Source organism: Microbulbifer maximicatervae (SeqCode) (assembly GCF_056231245.1).
On the sequence record NZ_CP174334.1, the window covers coordinates 2,118,465 to 2,145,137 of the forward strand.

17 protein-coding genes are annotated in these 26,673 nt (G+C 48.8%); 10 read left to right on the forward strand and 7 right to left on the reverse strand.

Annotated elements, in window-relative coordinates; genetic code table 11:
* Nucleotides 1-34 precede the first annotated feature (34 nt).
* The 6 genes from prpC (at nt 35) to ACJJIS_RS09190 (ending at nt 10,664) form a co-directional block, all read left to right on the forward strand.
* Nucleotides 35-1,162: a bifunctional 2-methylcitrate synthase/citrate synthase gene (prpC, locus tag ACJJIS_RS09165; protein ID WP_444905390.1), complete on the forward strand. Its 1,128-nt coding sequence runs from the start codon at nt 35-37 to the stop codon at nt 1,160-1,162.
* Between the two features lie 126 nt (nt 1,163-1,288).
* On the forward strand, nt 1,289-3,886 hold the full coding sequence (acnD, locus tag ACJJIS_RS09170) for a Fe/S-dependent 2-methylisocitrate dehydratase AcnD (protein WP_475710067.1): 2,598 nt from the start codon (nt 1,289-1,291) through the stop codon (nt 3,884-3,886).
* A 3-nt stretch (nt 3,887-3,889) separates the two neighbouring features.
* On the forward strand, nt 3,890-5,068 hold the full coding sequence (gene prpF / locus ACJJIS_RS09175) for a 2-methylaconitate cis-trans isomerase PrpF (RefSeq protein ID WP_475710068.1): 1,179 nt from the start codon (nt 3,890-3,892) through the stop codon (nt 5,066-5,068).
* Nucleotides 5,069-5,692: 624 nt separating this feature from the next.
* A complete protein-coding gene (locus ACJJIS_RS09180) occupies nt 5,693-8,332 on the forward strand; it encodes a TonB-dependent receptor (protein ID WP_475710069.1) in 2,640 nt (879 codons plus the stop codon).
* Nucleotides 8,333-8,715: 383 nt separating this feature from the next.
* Nucleotides 8,716-10,269 (forward strand): alkaline phosphatase D family protein, encoded by a 1,554-nt coding sequence (locus tag ACJJIS_RS09185; RefSeq protein WP_475710070.1) that lies wholly within the window; start codon nt 8,716-8,718, stop codon nt 10,267-10,269.
* Between the two features lie 149 nt (nt 10,270-10,418).
* Entirely contained in the window at nt 10,419-10,664 is a 246-nt protein-coding gene (locus ACJJIS_RS09190; RefSeq protein WP_444913655.1) for a DUF2164 domain-containing protein, read from the forward strand.
* A gap of 58 nt (nt 10,665-10,722) precedes the next feature.
* Here the strand turns inward: ACJJIS_RS09190 and ACJJIS_RS09195 are convergent, their stop codons facing one another.
* The gene (locus tag ACJJIS_RS09195) at nt 10,723-11,655 is read right to left on the reverse strand and encodes a DMT family transporter (RefSeq protein ID WP_444913656.1); all 933 of its coding nucleotides are present in this window, start codon (nt 11,653-11,655) and stop codon (nt 10,723-10,725) included.
* A 103-nt stretch (nt 11,656-11,758) separates the two neighbouring features.
* Here ACJJIS_RS09195 and ACJJIS_RS09200 point away from each other — a divergent pair, with 103 nt between their 5' ends.
* From ACJJIS_RS09200 to ACJJIS_RS09210, 3 genes are all read left to right on the forward strand, one after another.
* Nucleotides 11,759-12,664, forward strand: coding sequence for a LysR family transcriptional regulator (locus ACJJIS_RS09200; protein WP_444913657.1), 906 nt, complete (start codon nt 11,759-11,761; stop codon nt 12,662-12,664).
* 118 nt (nt 12,665-12,782) lie between these two features.
* Nucleotides 12,783-13,385: a nitroreductase family protein gene (locus tag ACJJIS_RS09205; protein ID WP_444913658.1), complete on the forward strand. Its 603-nt coding sequence runs from the start codon at nt 12,783-12,785 to the stop codon at nt 13,383-13,385.
* Between the two features lie 271 nt (nt 13,386-13,656).
* Nucleotides 13,657-14,568 (forward strand): right-handed parallel beta-helix repeat-containing protein, encoded by a 912-nt coding sequence (locus ACJJIS_RS09210; protein ID WP_475710071.1) that lies wholly within the window; start codon nt 13,657-13,659, stop codon nt 14,566-14,568.
* Nucleotides 14,569-14,824: 256 nt separating this feature from the next.
* Here ACJJIS_RS09210 and pbpC read toward each other — a convergent pair whose 3' ends face one another.
* The 4 genes from pbpC to ACJJIS_RS09230 form a co-directional block, all read right to left on the reverse strand.
* Nucleotides 14,825-17,191 carry a penicillin-binding protein 1C gene (gene pbpC / locus ACJJIS_RS09215; RefSeq protein WP_475710072.1) on the reverse strand — a complete coding sequence of 789 codons (2,367 nt, stop codon included), beginning with the start codon at nt 17,189-17,191 and terminating at the stop codon, nt 14,825-14,827.
* Nucleotides 17,188-22,311 (reverse strand): alpha-2-macroglobulin family protein, encoded by a 5,124-nt coding sequence (locus ACJJIS_RS09220; RefSeq protein WP_475710073.1) that lies wholly within the window; start codon nt 22,309-22,311, stop codon nt 17,188-17,190. The genes pbpC and ACJJIS_RS09220 overlap by 4 nt, the downstream gene beginning before the upstream one ends.
* Before the next feature lie 297 nt (nt 22,312-22,608).
* On the reverse strand, nt 22,609-22,767 hold the full coding sequence (locus ACJJIS_RS09225; protein ID WP_282932647.1) for a hypothetical protein: 159 nt from the start codon (nt 22,765-22,767) through the stop codon (nt 22,609-22,611).
* A gap of 49 nt (nt 22,768-22,816) precedes the next feature.
* Nucleotides 22,817-23,227 (reverse strand): hypothetical protein, encoded by a 411-nt coding sequence (locus tag ACJJIS_RS09230; protein WP_413665651.1) that lies wholly within the window; start codon nt 23,225-23,227, stop codon nt 22,817-22,819.
* A 968-nt stretch (nt 23,228-24,195) separates the two neighbouring features.
* Here ACJJIS_RS09230 and ACJJIS_RS09235 point away from each other — a divergent pair.
* Complete coding sequence (locus ACJJIS_RS09235; RefSeq protein ID WP_413665653.1) at nt 24,196-25,257, forward strand: FAD-dependent oxidoreductase; 1,062 nt, start codon at nt 24,196-24,198, stop codon at nt 25,255-25,257.
* Nucleotides 25,258-25,269: 12 nt separating this feature from the next.
* On the opposite strand, the gene ACJJIS_RS09240 is transcribed toward ACJJIS_RS09235, so the two are convergent.
* Complete coding sequence (locus ACJJIS_RS09240; RefSeq protein WP_475710074.1) at nt 25,270-25,587, reverse strand: heavy metal-binding domain-containing protein; 318 nt, start codon at nt 25,585-25,587, stop codon at nt 25,270-25,272.
* Nucleotides 25,588-26,075: 488 nt separating this feature from the next.
* Nucleotides 26,076-26,582, reverse strand: a complete 507-nt coding sequence (locus ACJJIS_RS09245) for an arsinothricin resistance N-acetyltransferase ArsN1 family B (RefSeq protein ID WP_444905377.1) — start codon at nt 26,580-26,582, stop codon at nt 26,076-26,078.
* Nucleotides 26,583-26,673 lie beyond the last annotated feature (91 nt).

Sequence of the window (26,673 nt, forward strand, 5' to 3'; positions counted from 1 at the left end):
CAGCAAATGTGTATACAACAGGGGAAATAAGAAGATGGTAGAGAAAGCATTGGGCGGTGCTGGTCTGCGCGGCCAGGTAGCAGGTAAAACTGCACTTTCTACAGTGGGCAAATCCGGTTCCGGCCTGACTTACCGCGGTTACGATATTAAAGATCTGGCCCAGCACTGTGAGTTTGAAGAAGTTGCCTACCTGATTTTCTATGGGGAATTACCCACTGAGGGAGAGCTGGCGGAGTACAAGGCGCTGCTGAAAGCCAAGCGTGGCCTGCCGCAAGCATTAAAAGAAGTGCTTGAGCGCATTCCGGCTGATGCCCATCCTATGGATGTAATGCGCACCGGTTGTTCCATGTTGGGTAACCTGGAAGGTGAAGAATCCTTCGCCCAGCAGTTGGATAAAGCCAATCGCCTGCTGGCCGCATTCCCCTCCATAATCTGCTATTGGTACCGTTTCACCCACGACAATGTGCGCATCGAAACTGAAACCGATGACGACAGCATTGGCGGCCACTTCCTGCATATGCTGCGCGATGAGAAGCCCAATGAACTGCACGAGCAGGTCATGAACGTTTCCCTGATTCTGTATGCAGAGCACGAATTTAACGCATCTACTTTTACCGCTCGCGTTTGTGCCTCCACTTTGTCCGATCTGTTCAGCTGCATCACCGGTGCTATCGGCACTCTGCGTGGTCCTCTGCATGGTGGTGCCAACGAAGCGGCAATGGAACTGATCGAGCGTTTCTCCAATCCAGACGAAGCAGAGAAAGAACTGCTGGGCATGCTGGAGCGCAAAGAGAAGATTATGGGTTTCGGCCACGCCATTTACCGCGAGTCCGACCCGCGCAATGAGATTATCAAAGGCTGGTCTGAAAAGTTGGCTGAAGATGTTGGTGATACCGTGTTGTACCCGGTATCTGTTCGCTGTGAAGAAGTGATGTGGCGTGAGAAAAAATTGTTCTGTAATGCAGACTTCTTCCACGCTTCCGCGTATCACTTTATGGGTATTCCCACAAAATTGTTTACCCCGATTTTTGTAATGTCCCGCGTTACCGGCTGGGCTGCACATGTTTTCGAGCAGCGCGCTGATAACCGCATTATTCGCCCGAGTGCAGAGTACGTAGGTGTTGAGCCTCGTACAGTAACTCCAATCGCTGAGCGCGGTTAATTTTCATTTCACTTTTGAAATGAGGCACACCCGGTGTGCCGGCTCCAGGTCGCCTTTGGTGAGCGGCCTGGAGCCACCCTCAGAAGAGACACGATTTTAAAAAAAGATTCGACTGATTTACCTGCTATGAATACTGATTACCGCAAATCACTGCCCGGTACAGACCTCGATTATTTCGATACCCGAGCCGCTGTTGACGCGATCCAGCCCGGAGCCTATGCCAAACTGCCGTATACCTCACGTATTCTGGCGGAAAACCTGGTGCGTCGCTGCGAGCCGGCAAAACTGACCGACTCCCTGAAACAGATTATTGAGCGCAAGCGCGAGTTGGACTTCCCTTGGTTTCCAGCCCGAGTGGTGTGCCACGACATCCTCGGCCAAACCGCGCTGGTAGACCTGGCTGGTCTGCGCGATGCCATTGCCGATAAAGGCGGTGATCCCGCCAAGGTAAATCCAGTTGTTCCCACCCAGTTGATTGTGGATCACTCCCTCGCGGTAGAGCACCCCGGATTTGAGAAGGATGCTTTTGAAAAAAATCGTGCGGTAGAGGAGCGTCGTAACGAAGATCGCTTCCACTTTATCAATTGGACCAAAACCGCATTTGAAAACGTCGATGTGATTCCCCCCGGTAACGGCATCATGCACCAGATCAATCTGGAGAAAATGTCTCCGGTGGTGCAGGTGCGCGAGGGCGTGGCCTTCCCGGATACCTGTGTCGGTACCGATAGCCACACGCCGATGGTAGACGCTCTGGGTGTGATTTCTGTGGGTGTTGGCGGCCTGGAAGCTGAGAGCGTGATGCTTGGCCGCGCCTCTTATATGCGTCTGCCGCATATTGTTGGAGTGGAACTCACCGGAAAGTTGCAGCCGGGTATTACTGGTACCGACTTGGTATTGGCTCTCACTGAATTCCTGCGCCGCGAGCGCGTGGTCGGCGCCTACCTGGAGTTTTACGGTGAGGGGGCTTCCAACCTGACCCTGGGCGATCGCGCCACTATTTCCAATATGACTCCAGAGTATGGCGCTACTGCGGCCATGTTCTCTATCGATGAGCAAACCATCGACTACCTCAAACTCACCGGCCGTGATGATGGGCAGGTAGCTTTGGTAGAGAAGTTTGCCAAGGAAACGGGCCTTTGGTCCGACACCTTGAAGGATGCCGAATACGAGCGGGTACTGAAGTTTGACCTGGACACAGTGGGTCGCAACCTTGCTGGCCCCTCCAACCCCCACGCGCTTCTGCCGGCTTCGGAATTGGCTAATCGTGGAATCGCTAAAGCCTGGGAAGAGAAAGCTGGTGAGATGCCCGATGGTGCTGTGATTATTGCCGCGATTACCAGCTGCACCAATACCAGCAACCCGCGCAATATGATTGCCGCAGGCCTGATTGCCCGCAATGCGAACAAGCTCGGCCTAACCCGTAAGCCCTGGGTCAAGTCATCCCTGGCTCCAGGATCCAAAACGGTAAAAATGTATCTGGAAGAGGCCGACCTGCTACCGGATCTGGAGCAGATGGGTTTCGGCGTAGTGGCTTTCGCCTGCACCACCTGTAACGGTATGAGCGGTGCCCTGGACCCGAAAATTCAGCAGGAAGTGATTGATCGCGACCTGTATGCTACTGCGGTCCTGTCCGGAAACCGCAACTTCGACGGTCGTATCCACCCCTATGCCAAGCAGGCTTTCCTGGCTTCACCGCCGCTGGTCGTTGCCTACGCTATTGCCGGCACCATCCGGTTCGATATTGAAAAAGATGCGCTGGGATACGATGCCGATGGCAACCCGATTACCCTGAAAGACATCTGGCCCAGCGATGAAGAGATCGATGCGATCGTACGTCAGAGCGTGAAGCCACAGCAGTTCCGCGATGTGTATATTCCGATGTTCGAAGAGCGGGATGCCGCAGAAGAGCAGGGCCACGCACTCTACGACTGGCGTCCGATGAGCACCTATATCCGCCGTCCACCTTATTGGGAAGGTGCCCTTGCAGGCGAGCGCAGCTTGAAGGGGATGCGCCCGCTGGCGGTGCTGGGTGATAATATCACCACCGATCACCTGTCTCCGTCCAATGCCATTCTGGCCAGCAGTGCTGCCGGTGAATACCTGGCGAAGATGGGCTTGCCGGAGGAGGACTTTAACTCCTACGCGACCCACCGCGGCGACCACCTCACTGCCCAGCGTGCAACTTTCGCCAATCCGAAGCTACTCAACGAAATGGTGCGCGATGATAACGGCGAGGTCCGTCAGGGCTCCCTGGCTCGTGTCGAGCCGGAAGGACAGGTTACCCGTATGTGGGAAGCCATCGAGACCTATATGGATCGCAAGCAGCCGCTGATTATCATTGCGGGTGCCGATTATGGGCAGGGCTCCTCCCGTGACTGGGCTGCGAAAGGTGTGCGCCTTGCGGGTGTGGAAGCGATTGTGGCCGAAGGCTTCGAGCGAATTCACCGCACCAACCTGATCGGTATGGGTGTACTGCCGCTGGAGTTTAAGCCGGGCACTACCCGTGAAACCCTGGGTATCGACGGTACCGAGAGTTTCGACGTAATCGGTGAGCGCACTCCCCATGCCACGCTGACCTTGCTTGTCCACCGTGCCAATGGTGAGACGATTGAGGCTCCTGTTACCTGTCGTTTGGATACCGCAGAAGAAGTTTCCATTTATGAGGCTGGGGGTGTTTTGCAGCGCTTTGCCAAAGACTTCCTCGAAGCAGAAGCGACGGTCTGAGTTATGAAGTTTGCTCCTCAAATAAAAATCCCCGCGACTTATATGCGCGGGGGAACCAGCAAGGGCGTTTTCTTCCGCTTGCAAGATCTGCCCGAAGTTGCACAAGTGCCGGGGCAGGCCCGTGACAACTTGCTGCTGCGCGTGATTGGCAGCCCGGATCCCTACGGTAAGCAGACCGACGGTATGGGTGGCGCTACTTCAAGCACCAGCAAAACGGTAATTTTATCGCCCAGCGATAAAGCCGATCACGATGTGAACTACCTGTTTGGTCAGGTTTCCATCGATAAGCCGTTTGTTGATTGGAGTGGTAACTGCGGCAATCTCACCGCCGCCGTGGGTGCCTTTGCCATCAATAGCGGTTTTGTAGAGCCCGACAGAGTGCCAGAAAATGGCATCTGCACCGTGCGCATCTGGCAGGCCAATATTGGTAAGACCATTGTTGCCCATGTACCTATGACCAATGGTGAAGTTCAGGAAACCGGAGACTTTGAGCTGGACGGAGTGACGTTTCCGGCGGCTGAAGTGGAAGTGGAATTTATGGACCCTGCCGACGGTGAGGGTGCCATGTTTCCTACCGGTAACGTAGTCGATGATCTGGAAGTGCCCGATGTAGGTGTGCTCAAGGCCACCATGATCAATGCTGGCATTCCGACGATTTTCGTCAATGCAGAAGATATTGGCTACACCGGCACTGAATTGCAGGATGCCATTAATGGTGACAGCAAAGTGCTGGCGATGTTTGAGAGTATTCGCGTTCACGGTGCGGTAAAGATGGGGTTGGTTTCTACCATTGAAGAAGCTGCCAATCGTCATCACACCCCTAAGGTTGCTTTTGTCGCTAAACCGCAGGATTACACTGCATCCAGTGGTAAGGCAGTGGCATCTTCCGAGGTTGATCTCCTCGTGCGCGCCTTATCTATGGGCAAGTTGCACCACGCCATGATGGGCACGGCAGCAGTAGCTATTGGCACCGCTGCGGCGATCCCGGGCACTTTGGTTAACCTTGCAGCTGGCGGGGGAGAACGCAGCTCTGTTTGCTTCGGTCACCCATCGGGTACCTTACGTGTGGGTGCTCAAGCCAAAGAGGTCGATGGTCAGTGGACTGCTACCAAGGCCATTATGAGTCGCAGCGCCCGAATCCTAATGGAAGGTTGGGTGCGAATACCTGGCAATAGCTTTTAGGACTTTGGTGATTTCTTTACAGGGGGCCTTTTGGCCCCTTTTTATTTCCTACTGTAAAAATGATTAGGAATCGGTTTTACATTTTTACTCCAATCAAATTTAATATTCCGTATATATTTAAATTAATAGGCGAATATTAATCTCAGTAATCCTGACAATAACTTTTTTTCCGGTTTCCTGTGTTTTCCGGTAGGTTTTTATCTGAGAAAAAAGGCTGTGTTTTTATCATTGTGAGACAGGGCTTGCCTTAATAGTCACATCTAGGTCTGTTTAGATATAGCCTTTATTGCTCAGCGTACGTATATTTAAGGCCTGCTGTTGGGATGCGAGGCTTTGGGTGAGCAAGCAGATAGACTCTAAAAAATCCCCAATATTCGTAGACAGCTGGTGTATGAATCCTACGGTTTCAGTACTTATTTGACTTGCTGGTCGCAGCTAGTGGCAACAAATTGTGAACTAGTCCTCTTTGTCCTAGTCTCGATCCGCTCTATCGTATCTGAGTTTCTTACGTCCCTTCTTTTTGAGATTTTAGCCTAGCCGCCGTACTGCCGACGGCCCTATGGGATGGCCATTCATTAAAAAATAAATGTGGCTTTCCTTTTGCAGCAGATTGGAGAGACATCAATGAGAATTAAAAAACCACTTACCTTTGCAATTGCAATGGCAAATGTCGCGGTAGTGTCGGCTTGGGCTCAGGAAGATAGTCAACAGGATGACGATTGGGCGCTGGAAGAAGTAACGGTTACCGCAACCAAGCGCGAAACCAATTTGATGGACACCCCCGTAGCGATCAGTGCATTTACGCAAGAAGAGCTCGATCGCCAGGGTATTAAGAATGTAAAAGATCTGGGCAACACTATCCCCAATGTGGATATTGGCTACGATGCCTCCCAGTCTTCACCAGTAATTTCTATGCGCGGCGTGCGCTCCACCAATACCAGTGAACTTGGCGATCCGGCAGTAGGCCTGCACTTCGATGGTATTTACTCTTCACGCCCCCAGTCTGCTATGGCAATGATGTTTGACTCTGAAAGGGTTGAAGCCATGCGAGGGCCTCAGGGTACCCTTTATGGACGAAACTCTACAGTAGGCGCGATCAATGTTATCTCAAAGCGACCGGTAATCGATGAGTTTGAAGGTTCCGTAGGTGTTGAACTTGGCCGCTGGAATCAAGAATTGGTCAAGGGTGTTATTAATATCCCGGTTTCTGACACCTTTGCTCTTCGCGTATCCTTTTTGGATGAGACTCGGGATTCCTATCTGACTGGATACTACGACGCTAACCAATATGACAACCGTTATGTTAGTGCAGATAGTCTCGGGGCGACTACCCTTTCTGACGATGCAGATCGCACTTTCACCCAAAACGGAAACTGGTGGGCATCTGAGGATGTATCCCTGGTAAGGGCTGATGCTGATGATTTCTACGGGAATGTTGACCAGCAGGCAGTACGTATTGGCGCCTTGTGGGAACCAACCGAAGATATTTCCTGGTATGCCGTTGCTGAGCATTATCAGGACAGCAGTGCCGGTGGTATTAATACCATTGACTGTGATAAAGCTGATGAGCGCGATGATGGCGTAAACTGCGAAACCTACTACGGTTCTGGAGCCGATCAGTATACGGTAGCGGTTAATGTTCCTGGTGAACTTGACCTTACGATGACTTCATTCCGATCCAACTTCCGCTGGGACTTTAGCGACAGCATGGCGTTTGTGTACAACACTGGCTATGCGGTACAAAACCGCAGTAACCTGATCGATGTTGACGCCGGCCGCAATACTTGGGATATGAGCATGAGCATCACAGATGCAGAGAATGTTTCATATTCCCATGAGCTTCAGCTCCAATCTACTGATGATGCTCCGCTTCAATGGATCACCGGTCTCTTCTACTTCCATGAGTCCAATGACCTCAATGGTTACTTCTTGGCTTCGCTGGATAATGCCGTTTTCTGGCGTCAGCCAGAGAGAAATGTTGATGCACTGGGGGCATTTGCCCAGGCAACTTATAGCCTCACCGATACTCTGCACCTGACACTTGGTGGCCGCTATACATATGATGAGAAAAGTGATGAGGGCGGTAATAACTTAAGCTGTACACGTGATTGGTCACTTGATACTGATGCAACTGGCGAGTACGGCTGTTTCCCTGCATACAGTCAGGCGCTCTTTAATGAATTGTCTACCGGTTACTTTGCTGATGATTCAATCTATTCCGTAGACACTTACAATGATGTTAGTGACGATTGGGAAAATGCGGATTTCCGTATTGGTCTTGATTACGATCTGACAGATGATGTGATGCTGTACTCTTACGTTGCATCCGGCTTTAAATCTGGCGGTCTAGGCGATGTAATTACTCAGTATGAGCAGGACCCTGATACTGCCGACTACATTTATGATGATGATGGCAACCGTGTTGTAGCTGCAACTTTTGATACCAACTACGATGAAGAGACTGTGGTCACTTTGGAGCTTGGTGCCAAAGGGACTTTCCTGGATGGTCGCTTGAACCTTGCCAATACTTTCTTCTTCTCCAAGTATAAAGATATGCAGCTGGCTGCGCCGGATACTGCCTATACTTTTTATGTTAAAGAGGTTGATGATGAAGGCAATTTGACGGGAGAAGTTACGACAGAGCCTGCCGTAATTTATCTCACAAAAAATGCCGCCAGAGCCGAAATAATGGGAATGGAGTTTGAGTTTGACTGGGCTCCATATCCAAATGGCCGAATTAGTGGTTTCGCCACTTGGATGAAAACAGAAATTACCTCTGATTTCTGGAACCGCTGGAACTTTAACAACCAGTCTTTGTTTGAGATTGATGACTGGGGCGCAGCTCACGATAACAGCAATGAAGAACTCTATCGCAACCTGAAAGGAAATGAGCTGCCTGCATCACCTGAATTCAGCTTTACTATCAATTATGACCACACCTTTGAGTTAGCCCACGGTGGAGCGATTATTCCATTTGTCGGTATTCACTGGGAAGATGAGTCTTACCTGACCTACTGGAATGTTGACAAGCACGATTTCCCCACTGGTGATACTTCTGCTTTTGATGACAGCCGTGATTCTTTCTGGATGGTAAATGCTTCCGTGAAGTATGTAAGCCCGGACGATCAGTGGAATGTTGAAGCCTTTGGCAACAACCTGACTGACGAAGTTGTTCCGTACTATGCAGATGGAAGTGATGGCCTGGTATCTGGTCCATTCTCTACCCCAATGAGCTACGGTGTGCGCTTTAACTACAACTTCTAAGTAGTTACTAAGCGAGTATGATAAAAGCCGGACTGTATTATGCAGTCCGGCTTTTTTATTGCCTAATGAACCTCTCACTGATCAATATACTATCGGCATGATGTCGCAGATCTAATGATGTAATTAATTCAGCTGTTCTGGAAAAATATTATTGTGAGCTATCTAGAGCAATAAATAATCTGTTGCTGTAATTACCCCAAAACATGTGTTGTAAGCTATTTGGAAGTAACTGCGAGTGTAAATACTTGCAGGGGAATTTTAGCTTTCCATTGGAATAGGATCTCACGTTTTTAAAGGGCGTTTAGCCTTAACCTGTTTGTCATCATCGTTTGCTTCACTTGCGCGTCAACATTCATACCGTAGCAAGGGCAAGGCTGCTTACAATGAACAGATTTGATCGACGGACGCTTTTAAAATGGGGTGGGCTGTTAACCGTTAGCGCTATGGCGCCATCGCTGAGGGCCAGTAGTGATGTGCTCGATTATGAGTATGATGGGCTCGCTAGTACCTCGAGCCACTTTATGCATGGTGTAGCCTCCGGAGACCCAACAGCCAATTCGGTTATTATTTGGACAAGGGTAACCACTGAGGAGGTTTCTCCCCTTGTCTATTGGGAAGTTGCTCTCGACGATACATTTGGCCAGGTTGTTTCATCCGGGTATCTGCAAACGGATGAATCAAAAGACTTTACGGTTAAGCTGGATGTTACAGAGCTAAACTACGGTCGGGATTATACCTACCGATTTAAGTACCGGGATCAGACTTCTTCTGTCGGTCGCATAAAATTGGCTCCAGCGACTAGCGAGGATGTTTCTTTTCTTAAGTTTGTTGTCACTTCCTGCTCACATTTTGAGCATGGGGAGTTTGTAGGCTACCGGGATATGGTGGAGCGGGAGCAGAATATTGATGCTGTTATCCACCTGGGGGACTACTCCTATGCATCCTCAAATTCTGGTGACTACCGTAAGTTTGAGTACTCTGACTTCAAATTTGATCGGGAGAGTTACCGAGCTAGATACTCTGAAATTAGAAGGGATGCATTTCTACAGCAAGCACATCAAATGCACACCTGGATGGTGATTTGGGATGATGGCGACCTGAGAAATGGTGTTTGGCGAGAGGGGCCGGAAATCAACGGAGCTGACTTCGAAGAAGTGATGGAAGCTGCAATGGAAACCTTCTTCCTTTGGATGCCAATCCGTTTTATTGCGCCGAGGCGAGTATGGCGCTCTGTTCCTTATGGTGAAATGGCTGATATCTTTTTCCTGGATATGTGCTTCTATGATCGGGATGAGCCAATCAATGATATGCCGGATAACTTCAAGAAACGGCAACCTATATTTTCTGAATTTGATTACCCTGGCCGCAGTATTATTGGTCAGGAACAGGCGACATGGTTTGAGCAGGCCATTAAGCAATCCAGTGCGCGCTGGCGAATAGTTTGCTCTGGGGCACCGGTTTTTGAATGGTGGAACAATTACTCCCCGAGTGCCTGGCGAGGATACCCCCAATCCCATAACTGGTTATTGAATTTATTTGGTGAGCTTGAAGACAATATCGTGGTCTTGTCCGGGGGGTTACATAAAGCAATGGCCTCAGGGCTCGCCTTAGATCCCTTTGCGGATGATTACAATGCGGGTAGAGATAATGTCGCGATTGAAATAACGGCTCCATCCCTGACCCGCGGGGATGGTGGTGCTATTTGGTACGAAATCGCAGATAACCGTAGCACCGAGACTACGTTAAAGAAAAATCCTCATATGAAGTTCCGCAAAGGGAATAGAGCAGGTTACTTGATTAGTAAATTTGAAAGTGATCAGTTTACAGGTCGATGGCGGCTCTATGAAACAGTAAGATCTATAAATGGTCCGAGTGCTGATACTTACGGAGATATTGTCAGTGAGTATGGGACATCAAAAATTAAAGTAGTGGATTAGGTATTATCGCAACAAATAATCGATAGAGATTTGAATTTGGATACCTCTCCCCTGAGATATATTGTAGAAGATTCTATAATTGCTTGGGGGCGCCACGATTAATATATTTGTGTCATACTTGCATGCTTTCTTTAATACAAGGTAGAAGTATGTCCGAAATACAATTGGAAGAGAGACGGAAATTAGAGCTAATCGAGAAGGTCAGGGGCTATCTGTCTAAAGAATTTGAGCTGGAAATTGGCGGTTTTGAAGCGGAGTTCTTTATTGATTTCCTTGCAAAGGAGATGGGGGCCGAATTTTATAATCAGGGCTTACATGATGCTCAGGTAATAGTGTCCTCTAAGTTGGAGGATATTTCTGATGCAATTTATGAGATAGAAAAGCCTGTAGACTAGAAATATTGCACTTATTGATAGCAGCACCATTCTATCTCTTATAAGCTGTTCAGAGATATTATTCCTTAGGTTTTTCCGCCTGGATAAATAGCATGGCTGCAAAGACCAACACTATTCCAGGTATGAAGCTGATATTAAAGTTTGCCATTTCCAATACTATGGCCACTATTAGTACAAATATCGGATTCAAGAAACTATATGCTGCTACTTTAGTTGCCCCGATCCTTAATGTACTGAATTGCAGCAGAAAAAAACTAATTAAAGTTGAGAATAAGGCTAAATAGAATAGCCCGCCGTAAGTCTCGGTGGGTATATTTCGCCATTCTATCTGGTTTAAGTTTGGAAAAGAGAGCAATAGTAACCAGAGCGCACCAAATAGAATAACCCAGAATGTCATGACCTCTGTAGGCTCCCCTGAGTGAACCTTCTTGATAAGCGGGTTATATAAACTGAGTGATATAGCACCTAGGGTGAATATCCAATCCCCTTTGTTTAGGTCTAGCGTTATCGCTGTTGTGATACTCCCCTTGAATACAATCCAGGCTGCACCCAGAGTCCCAAGGGTTAGGCCGATAACTTTACGGGTGCTGCTCCGCTCGCCATTGATGATCAAAGTAAAGATGGCTGTCATCGCCGGAACGGTTGTAAAAAGAGCGCCGGTATTTACTGCGGTGGTGTATTTGAGTGCTTCAAACATACACCAGAAAAAGACAACCAATGGGATACTGAGTAGTGCATACCCCAGTAGTTTTTTTGGCTCTGGAAGCTGAATCCCGTGCTTTAAAAATATGAAGGGTGCAAATAGTCCCGCCGCAATTAAGAATCGAATCAACATCATGGAATCCGCCGGGAGTGAATCGGCGATTAACTCCCCAATAGGAAATGATCCTGCAACCAGTAGTGTACAAAGTATCATCAGGCAGTGAACCCACCAGAGCGAGGTGTTGGGGCTTGTAGTTGATGGGCTTAACCCCCTGGTAACTTCACTCATGCTTCTTCCCTCTATTAGCGAGAGATAAGTGTATGTCGTTTCTGGTAAACTGATAATCCAGCATTATAGACACTCACTGTTGAGGAGAAGGAAACAGTCGCTTATGGAGACAATTGCATCGATTCCAATATTTGTGACTGTGGCTGAAACCGGTGGCTTTTCCCCGGCGGCAAAGTTACTCGGCATCTCAAAATCAGCGGTAAGTAAGCGGGTTACCCAGTTGGAGCTGCAACTTGGGGTGAAGCTTTTGCACAGAACTACGCGAAAATTGAGCCTGACGGAGGCCGGGGAGCATTTTTATGAGCACGCACGCATTGCTTATAAATCGGCCAAAGATGCTCAAGACGCAGTTCTGCAGCTACAGGGGGAGCCTCGGGGGCGCTTGCGGATCAATGCTCCTATGTCCTTTGGTAGATTGCATTTGGCTCCGTTAATTCCCGTATTTATGAAGCGTTACCCCGAGATTAGTATCGACATGGTACTGGACGATAAAGTTGTCGATTTAGTGGGGGAGGGCTTTGATATAGCCATTCGCGGAGGGGACCTTCCCGATACCAGCCTGATTGCCCGCAAACTTGCACCTCTGAAAAGTGTACTCTGTGCGTCACCTTCCTACTTGAAGGCATTCGGAGAGCCCACAGAACTGGAGCAGTTGAGCGCCCATAATTGCCTGATTTTTACTTATTCCAGGGATGTGAAAGAGTGGGGTTTTATCAAAGACAATCACTTAAATACCATCGAGGTGAAGGGTAACTACCAGGTAAATAATAGTGAGGCACTGAGGGAAGCTCTTCTTCAGGGTGTAGGGATAGGCCGCTTACCCACCTTCGTGGCAGGACCAGACATTGAGGCTGGAAAGCTAACTCCTCTATTCGAGGAGTACCAGATGCCTGCCAAGTCTATCTACGCGGTTTTCCCTGAGCGGCAGTTTATGCCAGCCAAAGTCCGCGCCTTTATAGACTTTGCAATAGAGTACTTTGGCGGCGATACACCTTATTGGGATCAGTAAACTGTTAACCTTTCGTCAACAGTAAGTCTCCGCCGAACCCCATTATCAACGATAAGGAAACCCAATAAGCTTCTTCTCATCGACATTCAATCAACGAACGATAGTCAGAGAGAAACTTATGGAATTGTTTAAAGCTGTTGAATCCCGCCGCTCGGTTAAGCATTTCGATGTCACAGCAGAGATGCCTGCCGAGGACTTCACCCGTCTGGTCCAGGCGACTATGTTGTCGCCGACTTCTTACAATATCCAGCACTGGCGCTTCCTGCGCATCACTGACATTTCCCTCCGTAGCCAGCTTAAAGATGCAGCCTGGGGGCAACAGCAAGTAGAAGATGCTTCTGAGTTGATCATACTTTGTGCAGATATTAATGCCTGGAGCGACCGGCCGGAGCGGTACTGGGCCGAAGCGCCGAAAGAGGCTAGGGATGTGTTAGTGCCAATGCTAACTGAGTTCTACAAGGGTAAGCAGCAACTACAGCGGGACGAGGCTATTCGAAGCTGTGGATTGGCAGCACAAACCATGATGTTAGCGGCAAAGTCTATGGGATATGACACAGGTGCAATGGTTGGGTTTGACCCAGAGAGAGTCGCTGAGCTGATCAATTTGCCCGAAGGTTATTTGATCGGGATGATGATAGTGATTGGAAAAGCGGCAAAAGTTGCGAATGGGCGTGGTGGACAGCTGTCGATAAATGACGTCCTGTTCGAGAATAGCTTTTGAGGTGATGAGAAATAGAGGTGAAACGCTATTGAGGCTCTTTTTTTTAGTAGGTCTCAAGGATTAATTATGTAAATTATAAAGGCAATTACAGTGTCTATTTGCTGACGTTATCAAAGTTTCGTTATGCTTGCCTACCTCAAATAATAGATGTGAGATAGAGCAACATAATAAAAGCTCCCTTAGGCTCAGAATGAATTCTTTTCATTGATATTGGAAACGTGAAGTGTGGCTTATGCCTACAATTTTCTTATATCAATGAGAGGGACCTGCTATGAACACCTATTACCACAAGTTAGTCACAGCTTTCGTCACAAGTGCTACTTTATTCTCATCACCACTTGTTATGGCTGTTGATTGTGGCGATGTAATAACAACAGCTGAAACCCTGTCGGAAATGCTGAATTGTGAACTGAGCCTGGCGAATCCCTATGCGGTAACAGTAACTGGACCCGGTGGAAGACTTACGATGGCAGAGGGCGGGGAAATTATTTGTGATAACCCAAATCTAGAAGGTATCGCTGGAATTTTAGTTAATGGATTATCTGGTGCCGTTTATGGTGGGACGATAACCGACTGTCCAGATGGTTTAAACCTGGAGGGAGATGGATTTCATACCATAGATGGAATTATGATCTTAAACTCTCCACGAGAGGGAATTGTTATTGATAGTGACTCCAATAATATTGTTGGGAATCAAATTATTGATACTGGCAATGATGATGGTATAGATGTTAGAGGCGATCGAAACCAAATTATCAATAATTATATTGAATCAGCCGGTGATCAGGGGATTACGGTAAATGGTGTATTTACACTGGTTCAGCTAAATACTGTTGTCGGCAGTACTGATGGTGATAACGGAATTGATATTAATGAAAGTAATACAGCAGTTATTCAGAACTTTGTTACCGGCAGTGCGAGTAATGGGATTGAACTCAATGTGGATGTATCAAGTACTTCTATAATACAAAATATAGTCATGGAAAATGGCACAAATGGCTCGCCTGATACAGCCGGTATCAATATCGCTGGATTCAATAATGAGAATAATGTGGTGGTAGGGAATACATCGCTTGATAATTCTGCATTTGATTTACGTGATCCTACCGATCCAACTTGCAGTGGAAGTAATACTTGGATTGCCAATACTCATGTAACAGCTGAACCTGCCTGTTTGGATTAAGATCGGAGGGGTTTTTAATCTGGGGAAAGTAGTAAGCGAGTGAGTGTTACTGCTGGAGAAGCCGGAAAGATATACTGCATTTAAGGTGTGCTGTGTATTCGCGTCTTCCCTATTTTGGGTAAGTTGGTGGAGTTACTAAAATTGAGCCCGAACTACGATGTTCCACGCCAATGCTGACACTCGATTGCCGATAGGGTGACACTAAGGGCTATGTTCTGTGAGAGAAACGACATGGCAGTCTTCTGCTTTATGAAAATCAGTTGTCGTTTCCTACAAAAATCTCAATCCGATCGACATTCCCGCTAGCATCCAGTACAGCAATTTGGTGCTTACCACTTCCCGGAAATAGTGCCAGGTTTTCGTTTCCGAGGGTTTCGCCCTTGGGCTCACCGTTTAGGAACCAATAGCGCTTTCCCTGTCCGCCAATCGCGCTCAGAGTTAAACGCGGAAGTGGGGCATTTTTGCCGGTAGGTCGATACTGGTTACCATCTCCAGCTCCGATAATCTTTAGTGGAGTCCCTGTTGTTGCAGTCGGGGTGTAACACTCGGGAGCCGTCGGAGGAATTTGTTGGGCCCGGGTCTGGTTTTCAGGTAGCCAGGATTCCAGTTCTTTTGGCCAAAGGGCTAAGCTATGCCTTTGAGTAGAAGAATCCATACAACTGGGCTTTACCCGCATACCTTGCCGGTTTGCAAAGAAACTAAAGGTTTGTGCTGCCCGCAGAGGCTCACCTTGCGGCGATAGTGTTCTGGGTGTGCGCCCTTGGATTAACCAGGCGTTGTGTTGCAGATGGCAGTGGCTGGTTTGTGTGAGCGTCTTCTGGCCCCCAAGCGGCCAACAAATAGTCTCTTGAGTTACTAAGTCGGGCTTTTTCAGGTGCTGTTGTTTGTTGTCTGGTAATGCGGCGATAACTGCGTTCAACAGAGGTGTGGCGCTAATGGAGCCATAGTAACCGGGTAGGGGAGTGCCATCCGGTCGGCCTACCCAAATGCCGACGGTGTAGCCGGGAGTTACGCCAATCGCCCAGGCATCCCGGTAGCCGTAGCTGGTGCCTGTCTTCCAGGCGATATCTGCCTTGTTTTGCCGCACCAGATTGCGCCAACGGCGGGAACCTCCGCGATTGGAAGCGAGCATTTCAAATGTAATCCAAGCTGCCTCAGGAGACATCAGATGCCTTTCACGTACGGGCTCCTCGGGTAAATAGCGGGGAGCTGCAGTCTGGCCTCCCCGTGCCAGTGCGGCATAAATGCCTGCCAGCTGGTCAAGACGAGCACCTACTCCCCCCAAAATCATGGCCAAACTGGGTCTACCGCCACTGGGAAACTCTAGTGCTAGTCCGGCATTTTCCAGGGCTGCGGCCAATCGACCGGGGCCGTAATGTTCCAGTAGCTGAACTGCAGGAACATTGAGAGATTTCTGAAGGGCGGCGGTGGCGGTGACAGGGCCGGCGAAGCCTCGATGGAAATTCTCAGGGCGGTAATCGCCGTATATACGGGGCGCATCGCTGAGCAGGGAGGCGCTGTGGATCAGGTCCTTATCAATGGCAAGTCCGTACAAAAAGGGCTTGAGCGTAGAGCCCGGTGAGCGCACAGCCCCGGCCATATCGACATAGCCATAGCGGCGTCTGTTACCAAAATGAGAAGCTCCTACGTAGGCGCGCACGGATAAATCGGAATTCTCCAAAACTACAACAGCTGCAGATGTTTTGGCTGGATAGCTATCCATATGATCGCGCAGAAAATCTTCCAATCCGCGCTGGATGTTGCCGTCGATTGTGGTGCGAATAACTTCTTGATCGCTGATGGTATTCACCAGCCTGCGGGCTAGGTGCGGGGCGTTTTGTGGGAATTCCAAGCGTTCCGCATAGACCTGCTCAAGTTGAGCGCGCTCAACATCCTTTGCGCTCCAGACGATAAATGACTGCAGTCTATCCAGAACTTTGTCCCGGGCTTTTTGTGCCTTTAGAGGATGCCGATCTGGCCGCAGGCGGCTCGGAGCCTGAGGCAGTACAGCTAGCAGTGCAGCTTCCGCATGGGTAAGGTCGGAGGCTGATTTACGCAGGTATAGACGGCTGGCTGCTTCCACGCCTTCAATATTGCCGCCGTAAGGTGCGAGGTTCAGGTACAGATCGAGAATTTCATTCTTGCTGAAGTGCCACTCCAATTGCAATGCACGCAATATCTGCTTGGTTTTGCCCAGCAGAGTTTTGCGGTGTGGGTCCAGTAGTCGCGCTACCTGCATGGTGAGAGTGGAACCGCCGGAAACGACTCGTCCATTGCGAAGGTATTGGACTGAAGCTCGCAATAGGGCTAGCGGATTTACTCCGGGGTGCCGATAAAAGTGTCGGTCTTCGTAGGTGAGAAGAGCTTCGATAAAGCGCGGTGATACATTTTCCCGAGATATTGGGTATCTCCAAACTCCGCGACTGTCGGCAAAGAAACGTAGTGGTTTGCCGTAACGATCTGCAACGACCCGTGCAAAATCTTGAGTTTCGGGAAGAGGTGGAGGGAAAGCAAAGTCGAGCAGTAGCAGTACCGCTGTGAGGGCGGCGGGCGCAAGCAGCAGTGCGCGAACTCTGCGACTGCTGCTTTGCCAGGCTCTCCGGATAGTGGCCAACAGCTTCACTGTTTACCGATTACCCGCAATTGCGTTAGGGGATTTTCACCGATAGCGAAGCGTTCCGGTTTGTACATATCCTCTACGTAGGGTGGGGGCACCTGATAGTTGCCTGGGGTTACTGCGCGGGCGATATAGAAGAGATTGGTGGTTTTGTATCTCAGCTGATCCAGTGCCGCCACAAAGCGGTCATCGCGATATTCAGTGTGTTGGATATTGTCCTGGGTGTCCTGCCACTGGGCAATACTTTTGCCATCGAACTCGAGTTCATCCACTTTGACACTGTCGGCCAGGTTTTGATTCTCCAGCTCAAAACCTGCGGGCAATAGGTCCACTGCAAGTAGGTCGGGCAGGCGTTGGTCCGCATCAATTTGCAAACGCACCAGGTAAAGCTCGCCCTCACGAACTTGATTGGGAATGACTTCCGTGCCATCCAAATTGTGGTAGCTGCGTTTAATTCTGACACCTTTATCCATCTCCGCCTCAGGTGACTTCTTGCTGTAACCATTGATAGTGATTGCTGCATAGAGCTTTTCTATCTGTGCAGTTACCTCAAGTGCGCTGGCGGCTTCGCGCCCGCGGAATAATGCGCTGTGCGGGTTATCGCTATTGAGCTCGCGCAAGCCATCAATACTGGCCAAAGTCGCAGACCAGTTTGCGCTGCTATTGAGTTGCAACTGTGCTCCAGCCATAAACACACTATTGCGCTCCTGGGTGCTGAGATATTGGCGACCGTGGAGAAGATCGGCCAGCTCGAACACCAGGGATTCCGTTTTATCACCTGCGAAATTGTGCTCTAGGAGCAGGGAGATCATTTGGGCCGTATCCCGTAGGTCTGACCCATAATCGCCATAGTAGCTGCGGCGTTTGCGCTCGATTTTAAGCGCTTTTTGCAGGGCCTCCTGGGCCAGGGTGGCATCGCCCATGGTGTGCAAAGCGATTGCCATATGCAGGATTGGTAAGGGAGATTGGGTCAGGCTCGAGCCGCTTTCATAAAGGGTACGCAGTTGCCCGAGAGACACTTTCTGTACTCGTGAGAGCACATAGGCTGCGTAAGCTCTTGCGGCATAAGCATAGAAATCGGGACTATAGCTATAGCGTTGCTGATAGAAAGCACCGCGCTCACGGGCGTAATCCTGCAGGCGCTTGAGTGCGGATTCCAGGCGGTTATCGTCAAATACGATTCCCTGGTCCCGGGCCCGCAATATAAGATCGACTACATAGGCGGTTAGCCACTGGCTTTCGGAAGACTCGGAACTCCATAGGCCAAAGCTGCCGTTCCCTTTTTGCATGCTGAAAATGCGTTCAATACCTGCGTCGATACGTTCGGCCCGATCATTCTCATCCAGAGGTTCAAGGCCCAGTTTTTGCTGTCGTTGCGGCGTTGCCATGACTAGCGGGAAGGTCCGGCTGGAGGTTTGTTCCAGGCAGCCGTAGGGGTATTGCAGCAGGTTAGATAGGTGATCCTGTAACTGGAGTTGCGGTCGGCTGTCCAGGGATACCAGGGTTTGAACGGTTCCAGGCATTAGGGAATCCAGGAAGCTGCTATCGACACTGAAGCTCTCGCCCTGGGACAGGAGTCTGCGCTGGTTGCGTGTGGTTGCCGGCCAAGCGGGGCGCACGCCCAGGCGCCACTGCTGTTCGATATCGATATCATTTCCATCTTTATCGGCGGCACCCTGCACGACCAGTTTGAACTCTGCATCTCCGGTGGCATCTTTGGCGGTGATTGGGAAGCGCAAAGTTTTGCGTTCACCATCCGCCAGTTCCAGCAACCGCTCACCCATTTCCAAATCTACCGCGCCCACTGATTGCATATTTACAGTGAGTTTTTGGGAGCGGCCACTTAAGTTATTGAGGTCAAGGGCCAGTGTGCTGCTATCACCAGGGGCCATAAAGCGAGGCAAGGCGGCTTGGGTGACAACCGGTGAGGCGACTGTTACTTCTCCGTCGGTGCTACCGAATCGGTCTTTGCTGAAAGAAACCGCCATCAGGCGTAGCTGTCCGTTAAACTCCGGTAATTGTAGCGCGACCTTTGCTTGGCCCTGAGTATCAAATTCAACGGGTCCTGAGAATAAAGATACTATTTGAACGTCGGAGTTGGGCTCGTCGCCGCCTCGGGCCAGTTCCGCATCGCCGCCAAAACGTTGCTCCACCAGTTTGCCACTGTTGGATTCAATAATGCGATGATAAATATCCCTTACATCCACACCGTAACGGCGCTGGCCAAAAAAGGCCTCGAAGGGATCCGGGGTTTTGAAGCGGGTGATATTGAGTACACCGACATCGACGGCGGCCAGGGTGGCCCAGGCTTTGCTTCCGTTTTGTTCGATAGAATTTTCGTCGGCAGAAATGGTAACTTCAATTTCCGAGCCGGGCAGGGCATTCGTGGGCGCTTCGAGTGAAATGGGCAGGCGCCGAGGATCGCGATCCAGGGGCAGGTGGGCGAGACCAAAAGCGCGATTGGGGGCGATACGCTCATTCTTGTCCGCAGGGCGCAGAGCAGTAACAGAAATATAGGTGTCGTGGCGATCCCACTCAGGAGAGATTGGGATTTCGATATTGGTGCCCGACTTTTCTACAGGTAGTCGTTTGGACCACAATAGTTGGTCGCTCTCCACCAACACCAACGCCTCTCCGTCAGCGGGCGGTACTATGGTGAGTTGCGCCAGATCTCCAGAAGAGTACCTTGGTTTATCCAGTGACAGGGCCACGGTATCTGGACGCGCAGCCTGGCCTTTGGCTACTTGGTCCTTACGCCACCAGTAATACCAGTCCCGGCCGGCGTGGAAGCGTAAGCTGCTGGTTGCCCCCGTATTGGTATCAGTGACTTCTAAGCGGTAGTGGCCATGTTCCACTGGGACTGTGAGCTTCAGTGGTTGCTCTTCGGTGAATTGGAGCTGGCGACTGAAAGTTTCAAATTCAGCACTTGAGTATTCATAGTGCCAGCCCCGATTTGAAGAGTACTCCCAAAAGTACTGGCGGTCTTCGGAAATTAACACCGCTTTGAGATCCCGTCCGATAACAGGCTCGCCCTGTGCGTCGGCAACCACTATTTCAAATTCAGGCCTGCTGTTGGCCGATGGGTTTTCCTCTCCAAAATTTGGGCGAATACCTACCACCGGGTGTGTGGGCCATACCAGGACTGGATGTTGGCGAGTTACCGGGCGGCCGCCGGATTCGAACAGGCTGGAAACCAAGTTGATTTTCAGCGGGCTCTTTGCTCGTTTCCAACGGGAGCGCAAGGTCAGATTGCTCAACCCTTCCTCATTGAGCTCAATCGTTGGGGCATGAAACTGTCGCGTGGGCAAAGATTCATTAGTGTTCCCAAATACGAACCCTTTCCACTGGGGGAAGGGCTCGCGATAGTGGCTAATTTGCACCAGAGTTTCCAGGCGGTTCTTTGCCGCTGGCGCACCATAGAGATAACTACCTTCTACTTGAAGTTCGAAAGATTCTTTATGGCCCTCTACCAGACTGCGCTCTTCACCGTCTTGCAAAACCAGCTTCATTCGCTCTGGCAAGAATTCTTCTACCTTAAATGGATATTTCACTTTGCGCCCATCGGCTAGCTCAACATCCAGGCGCCAGTCACCGGTAGGTGCATTTTGTGGAAGTGGAATAAGCTTTTCGTAGTATCCGGGCGCGCTGGCGTGCCATGTGAATGCGCGCGCGCTGGTATTGTCCGGCTTTATGAGTTCTGCCTTGATCGGCAGGTCTTTGATATAGCGACCATCATAATTGCGCAGCAGCCCGCTCACCTGGATCGATTCATTGGGGCGATACAGATCTCGCGGGCCATACATGAAAAACTCCATCGGTCTCGAAGGGCGCTGGCCCAACTGAAAATCCGAAAGGTCCAATGCAGGTTCACGCAGGTCGAGTATGGAGAAGTGACCGGTATCAGGATCTCTTGCGATGAAGAAGCGCTGTGAGTCTTCCTGTTCCTGCGTCAGAGCAAAGCGCACCTGGCCGTCTTGGTCGGTTGTGTATTGCTGGATTAGCTCCCCTTTGTTGTTGAGCAGCTCAACCTCAATGCCCTTAAGAGCCTGCCCTTCATCCAGAGATGAAACATAGAGGTCAACACTGTTTGGATAGTACCTCGCATGAAGGCCTAAGTTGGAGATGGAGAAGTGGGTGACATCATAGAGGTTAGTGTCATACACGCCTGCCGGCTGCATAACTGCGACATAGATTCCTGGTTGTTGCAGGGGCTTTATATGCCCGATAGAGAGGTCGAAATCTCGCTGGACGTATTTCTCCTTGGTGAGATCGAACTGGGCACTATAGACAAAATCGGCCACTTGATTGAGGGACTTTAAGCGATAGTAGTATTTTAGTGACTGGCTTTTGATCAGCCTGAAGAACTCGGAATAATGCTCAGGTTTCACTCTATGGAAGTGAATCTGTGCAGCCTCAACACTGACTGCAGTAACAGGTAGGCCGGGAGTTACCGTCGTGGGAAAAATACTTCCATTGCTGGCAAAGCTGATACTGGGCTCAATCCGTCGGGTGCGAATCCTCTCCTGTTTCTCTTCCTGTAACTCCAAGCCGTTTTCGCCGGGCAGACCCGGGAGCACGGTGAGTTTATAGCGAGTATCTGGTTCAATATGAGGAAAATAGAGAATTTTCTGGTTATCGGAGAGAACCCAACCACCATCTACACGCTCGCCATCGTCACGGGATAGATTCAAGTAGGAGCCAAAATGGGCATTGCCCAGCAAAGGTTCAGAAAAGATAACTGCGATGGCCCTTGCATCTTTAAATGTCCGCTCCCCAATGTGGAGGACCTTTAGGAAGTGATCCCCGGAGATTTGAGTGCTGGCATTGACTGTGACTTGTGAAGGGGTAGCATCATTCTCTGTCAGATCAGTAGAATTTCTTTCAGAAGTGCGCTGGGCTTCATCAGCTTTCGAGATTGCTTCACTAGAAGAGGCCGCTTCTTTTTTATGCACTTTCTCAGTGGGGCTGAGAGCTTGTGCCTGGTTGTTACCCTCTTCAACGCTCCCGCCTTCCGCAAGCTTGGGGGTGTCAGCGAGTTTCTTCTCTGACTTTTCTTGTGAGCAAGCCATAGCAATAAGACAAAGAAGAATGACCGCAATCCAGCGTGGTGAGCGGTGAAGGGACATGGGTATTTCCTTATAGAATCCATTTAACGGCGCACAATTTAGTCCGTCTTTAAATATGTCTCAAGTTTCCTCCATAGTTTCCGTGCTCGGTATCTATTCCTGATGCAAGTGTGTACCAATAGTGAGGTGGGGATTACTGATGGCTGGAAAATAAATTTATAGAATGATGGGATGGCAATTAGGTGGCTTAGGGAGTAAGCGACCTTCCTGTTCTATGGTGCCAGGTTGAGGCGTGTAGTTTATTCGATAATCACTAGTTCAATTGAATCTAGCCGAAGTAACGTTGTATTACTACACCTATGTTGGCTTCTTTTTACGTTTAAATAGCTTAATCCAGAAGATTCCTTCAAAGATAATGCCAAGAGCAAGGAAGATTACTCCTCCCACAGGGACTCCGAAAGCGTAGCAGGCAATCGCCGCAAATAAAAATAGCAGTGCGGTGGCAATTCTTTTCACTTTGATATTCCTTTGTTATGCCTCAGTACTAGCCTAAGCTTGTCCTACTTCAAAGACTATACTGAATACCGGACTTAAACCCAACATAAATAATGCCCAAGCATAGAACTGTAGAACAGAAAGCTAAAGGCAGATAGAGTTTGTGATGGCCGTGCCTGACCCTGTAAATCGTCACCACTATCAGCGAACTTAAGGCCAAAAGTGCCGATAAGCCTAGAGCCATTAAGATGACTTGAACTTCAGTAATGCCATCATTTCCGGCAGCTAGCGTCGGTTCTATATACTTGGGGCCGTTTTTCCCGGCAGTTGTTACAGCGGAGACACTTCTGGCTAAAAGAAGTTCGTTACCATTAAGCCCTCGCCAGTACTCCATAATGGAAATAAGAGTTGCTATTGAACTTGCTATAAGGCAAAGGCTGATTTTTGAAGCGGTAGCCATGATGCTTGAAGTTGGGGGCATACAGAATGTCTTATTTTGTCTTTCTATTGATCTTGCTTAGCCAGAGTGTGATTAGTAAGCAGGCAGTGAATGTAGGTATGAAAACGACTAAAGCTTGAAACATCAATATGGAGGCCTGGATCTTCAGAATTTCACCTTCACCAAAAGAGTTATCGTAAATGTAATGTGCAGCCAGAGTGTAACTTAGGCTGACTAATATAGAAGTAATCAGTGATCTTAGAATCATTGTTTTAGTTAACTATGATAACTCAGCTTGGATGGTCTTTAAGGGTAAACTAAACCTGTATAAGATTTCTAAGGAAATTGTTAATGGATTCTTGTAGTTCATAATCCTCTGTACTGACAGAATAGATACGTGCTTTATGGGCAAATTACAAGGCTTTATCTTGATTGTTTAGTCTCAAAAAACATTCAGCCATTTCCAGGGCAATTGAAGCTGAATACAAAGGGAGATCTAATTTTATGGAGCAGTTAAGTCCCTGGGTGTATGCCTGTATTGCATCCTCACAGCTTTCTGAAAAATCACCCAGAGCCTCCCACTGTAGGGGATGGTCTAGCTCGCCTCCGGCATATTTTGCGCATAGTCTCTCTAGCGAGTTGAGGGAGTCTTGGCACCCAGCTTTATCCCCAGAGGCGGATTTATTGACTATCTCAAGTGCGAGTCCATGTACATCATCGTAAAGTGGTGTAATCATTTAGAAATTATACCCAAGAGCTGAAACATAAAAAATATCGATATAACAGTGGGTACTTATTGGCAAGACGAGTCTTCTGTAGATCGTTGCCAGATATTAGAGGTTTCGACTTCGCAAGTTTAAGCACGTACTCACCAAGCGGTGACTGGTATTGCTGTGAAGAGATCACAGATAGCGGCCGAGGTTTTTTATGAAGAGCCTCAGACCAGCTAGTCACCCTTACTCTTTCATATGTACTATCTTACTGTTAGGTGGGGTTATTTGAGGTAGCCTGTGAAAGTACTGATTGTTGGGGCTGGGCCCACGGGCCTTACAACAGCGGTCGAGCTTGCTCGGCGAGGGCTACTGCCAAGAATTGTGGACCGCCGGGATAGCGCGTCAACCCTTAGTCGAGCAGTGGGAGTTACTTCTCGCAGCCTTGAGTTGCTTTCTCACTCTGGCGTTTCTGAAAAGTTGATTGCTGAGGGGATCGCTGTTCAGAGCGCATGCATTTACCTAAATACGCATTTAGCACTAGAGTTCCCCCTTCATTCCGATCGGACTTATTTCCCCGCCATTCTTGGACTTCCTCAAGACAGAACTGAAGCTCTCATGGCTCAGGTTTTATTTGGTATGGGAGTCGAAGTTGAATATAGGAAAGAACTCAAAACCCTTACCGAGGAAAAGAGTGGGGTAGTGGCTTTTTTTGATAATGGTGAAGAGGAGCAATTTGACCTGGTCGTAGGAGCGGATGGTATTCGCAGTACTGTTCGTGAAGCTGCAGGTATCAGTTATCCTGGATTTGACTTGGAAGAAGTGTGGTCAATCGCGGATGTTGATACAGGGGATTGGCCTCCTAAAAGAAAGTTTACCTTGGTCAAAATGGAATCTGGCGTGGTCGCTGTTGCCGTGCCATTGGGAGAAGGCCGACACCGTCTGGTAGCTAGCTGTGATAATGCAATTAAAGCATTTCCGATGGCGGTGGATGTTAAGAGGGTTCGGCGGGAGGGAACCTTTAAAATCTCAATTCGGCAAGCGGAAACTTACTCAAAGGGCAGGATACATCTAGCTGGGGATGCTGCCCATTGCCACTCTCCGGTTGGAGGTCGTGGTATGAACCTTGGGATAGCTGATGCAGCCGAATTGGCAAAACGGATCACTGAGGGGCAGCTCCTAGGCTACTCTGATTTGCGCCACCAAGAAGATAAAAAGGTTATTGAGGTTACTGAGCGTGGCCGGAAAATGATCACTGGACAATCTCTGAAAGCAAGATTTGAATTTCGAGCGTTAATCGCTGCCGCCAGTTCTATTCCTGCGGTGCGGAGAAAACTGGGGCAGTTTGCGGTAGAACTTTAGGGGCATTCCAACCTATTTTTTTAGTTTTACAGCTGTACCAAAAACAAGAATTTCTGAGGAGCCATCCATAATTGCACTTGTAGTAAAACGAATTCCTACCACGGCATCAGCGCCTTTTTGCCGGGCACTGTCACTTAATCTTTGAAAAGCTTTGTTTCTCGCTTCGGTCAGCATTTCCGTATAGCCTCGTATCTCTCCACCGACAATACTCTTTATACCTGCCATTAAGTCACGGCCGATATGTTTTGATTGAACAACGTTGCCCGTAACGATATCCAGTGCCTCCGATATTTCTCTTCCTGGTACTGTTTCTGTAGTTGAAAAAATCATATCACTCCCTTAATTATAATTACCTATATTTTTGGCTCTTTTGGTGATCTTACCCTAACCTGGATCCGTTATGCGAATATATTTAATTGTTTTATGGTGGTCGAATGTTTGTTTTTAGCTACCGTACCTTTTCTGGGTTTTAGCTTTTATCTTACATTAAATGAGGTAGGGTTCCGGGGTGAAAAGTGTAATGATCATATAGGCCAGTAACTTTTGATGGAATATGAGCTAAATTAAAAGCAATCCAGTAATTGCTGCAACTTTCTCTATAGTAAGTTGTCCACTTTTATTTTGGTATAATGGGGGGGGAATCAGTGCCCTCAATAAAGTCTCGGCTACTCAATGTAATAGCCCTTGCTGCGCAAAAGCGCGCAGTTATGACCCTAGATTAGAGAGGATTTGGTAAAATTTAGGTTAAAATTCCCTAGTGGGGTTAATGTGGGTACATAAAAGTTGCTTAAAATGTACTCCTTCATGAAGTACTTATTTCATGCTTTCTCCTTTCTTAAGGGGAGTAAGCACTGCCAATAACCAACATCTATCCACTGGTTAAATTTTCGGCCGACCTCTTTGAAATGAGCAACTTTTTCCATTCCAAACTTCTCATGAAGTGCTACGCTGCCTGCATTTGGTAGAGCTATACCGCAGATTACCGCGTGGACATTGAGTTCACTTAACTGTTTAAACAGTTCATTATAGAGCTTCGAGCCCCAGCCTTTAGAGGAATAGTTCGTGTCCAAGTACACGGTAGCCTCCACCGAATACTGGTAAGCACAGCGTCCTTTCCATTTACTGGCATAACAATAGCCAATTAAACGGCCCTCATTCTCAGCAACTAACCAGGGAAGATTGTTTTTTGAGCATTCTTCGACTCGGTCGGCGATAATTTCTGCAGAAACTGGCTCTACCTCAAAAGTGATACAGGTATTCTCCACATAGTAATTGTAGATTTTAGCAATCCCAGCAGAGTCAGAAGCTTTAACTGCTCGTATCATACTGTTGTCTCTCCCTATGTTTGATAGCATTGGCCAGAGATTGGTGGTGAACTGACTAGCCAGATACCCGCTGGCTGGCTCTGTAAAGCTT

Excerpts from the sequence above, each read along its gene's own strand:
- ACJJIS_RS09230 (WP_413665651.1), bottom strand. The coding sequence starts at position 23,227 with ATGCCCCCAACTTCAAGCATCATGGCTACCGCTTCAAAAATCAGCCTT.
- prpC (WP_444905390.1), top strand. The coding sequence starts at position 35 with ATGGTAGAGAAAGCATTGGGCGGTGCTGGTCTGCGCGGCCAGGTAGCA.
- prpF (WP_475710068.1), top strand. The coding sequence starts at position 3,890 with ATGAAGTTTGCTCCTCAAATAAAAATCCCCGCGACTTATATGCGCGGG.
- ACJJIS_RS09245 (WP_444905377.1), bottom strand. The coding sequence starts at position 26,582 with ATGATACGAGCAGTTAAAGCTTCTGACTCTGCTGGGATTGCTAAAATC.
- ACJJIS_RS09200 (WP_444913657.1), top strand. The coding sequence starts at position 11,759 with ATGGAGACAATTGCATCGATTCCAATATTTGTGACTGTGGCTGAAACC.
- acnD (WP_475710067.1), top strand. The coding sequence starts at position 1,289 with ATGAATACTGATTACCGCAAATCACTGCCCGGTACAGACCTCGATTAT.
- ACJJIS_RS09220 (WP_475710073.1), bottom strand. The coding sequence starts at position 22,311 with ATGTCCCTTCACCGCTCACCACGCTGGATTGCGGTCATTCTTCTTTGT.
- ACJJIS_RS09185 (WP_475710070.1), top strand. The coding sequence starts at position 8,716 with ATGAACAGATTTGATCGACGGACGCTTTTAAAATGGGGTGGGCTGTTA.
- ACJJIS_RS09195 (WP_444913656.1), bottom strand. The coding sequence starts at position 11,655 with ATGAGTGAAGTTACCAGGGGGTTAAGCCCATCAACTACAAGCCCCAAC.
- ACJJIS_RS09205 (WP_444913658.1), top strand. The coding sequence starts at position 12,783 with ATGGAATTGTTTAAAGCTGTTGAATCCCGCCGCTCGGTTAAGCATTTC.
- ACJJIS_RS09240 (WP_475710074.1), bottom strand. The coding sequence starts at position 25,587 with ATGATTTTTTCAACTACAGAAACAGTACCAGGAAGAGAAATATCGGAG.
- ACJJIS_RS09180 (WP_475710069.1), top strand. The coding sequence starts at position 5,693 with ATGAGAATTAAAAAACCACTTACCTTTGCAATTGCAATGGCAAATGTC.
- ACJJIS_RS09190 (WP_444913655.1), top strand. The coding sequence starts at position 10,419 with ATGTCCGAAATACAATTGGAAGAGAGACGGAAATTAGAGCTAATCGAG.
- ACJJIS_RS09210 (WP_475710071.1), top strand. The coding sequence starts at position 13,657 with ATGAACACCTATTACCACAAGTTAGTCACAGCTTTCGTCACAAGTGCT.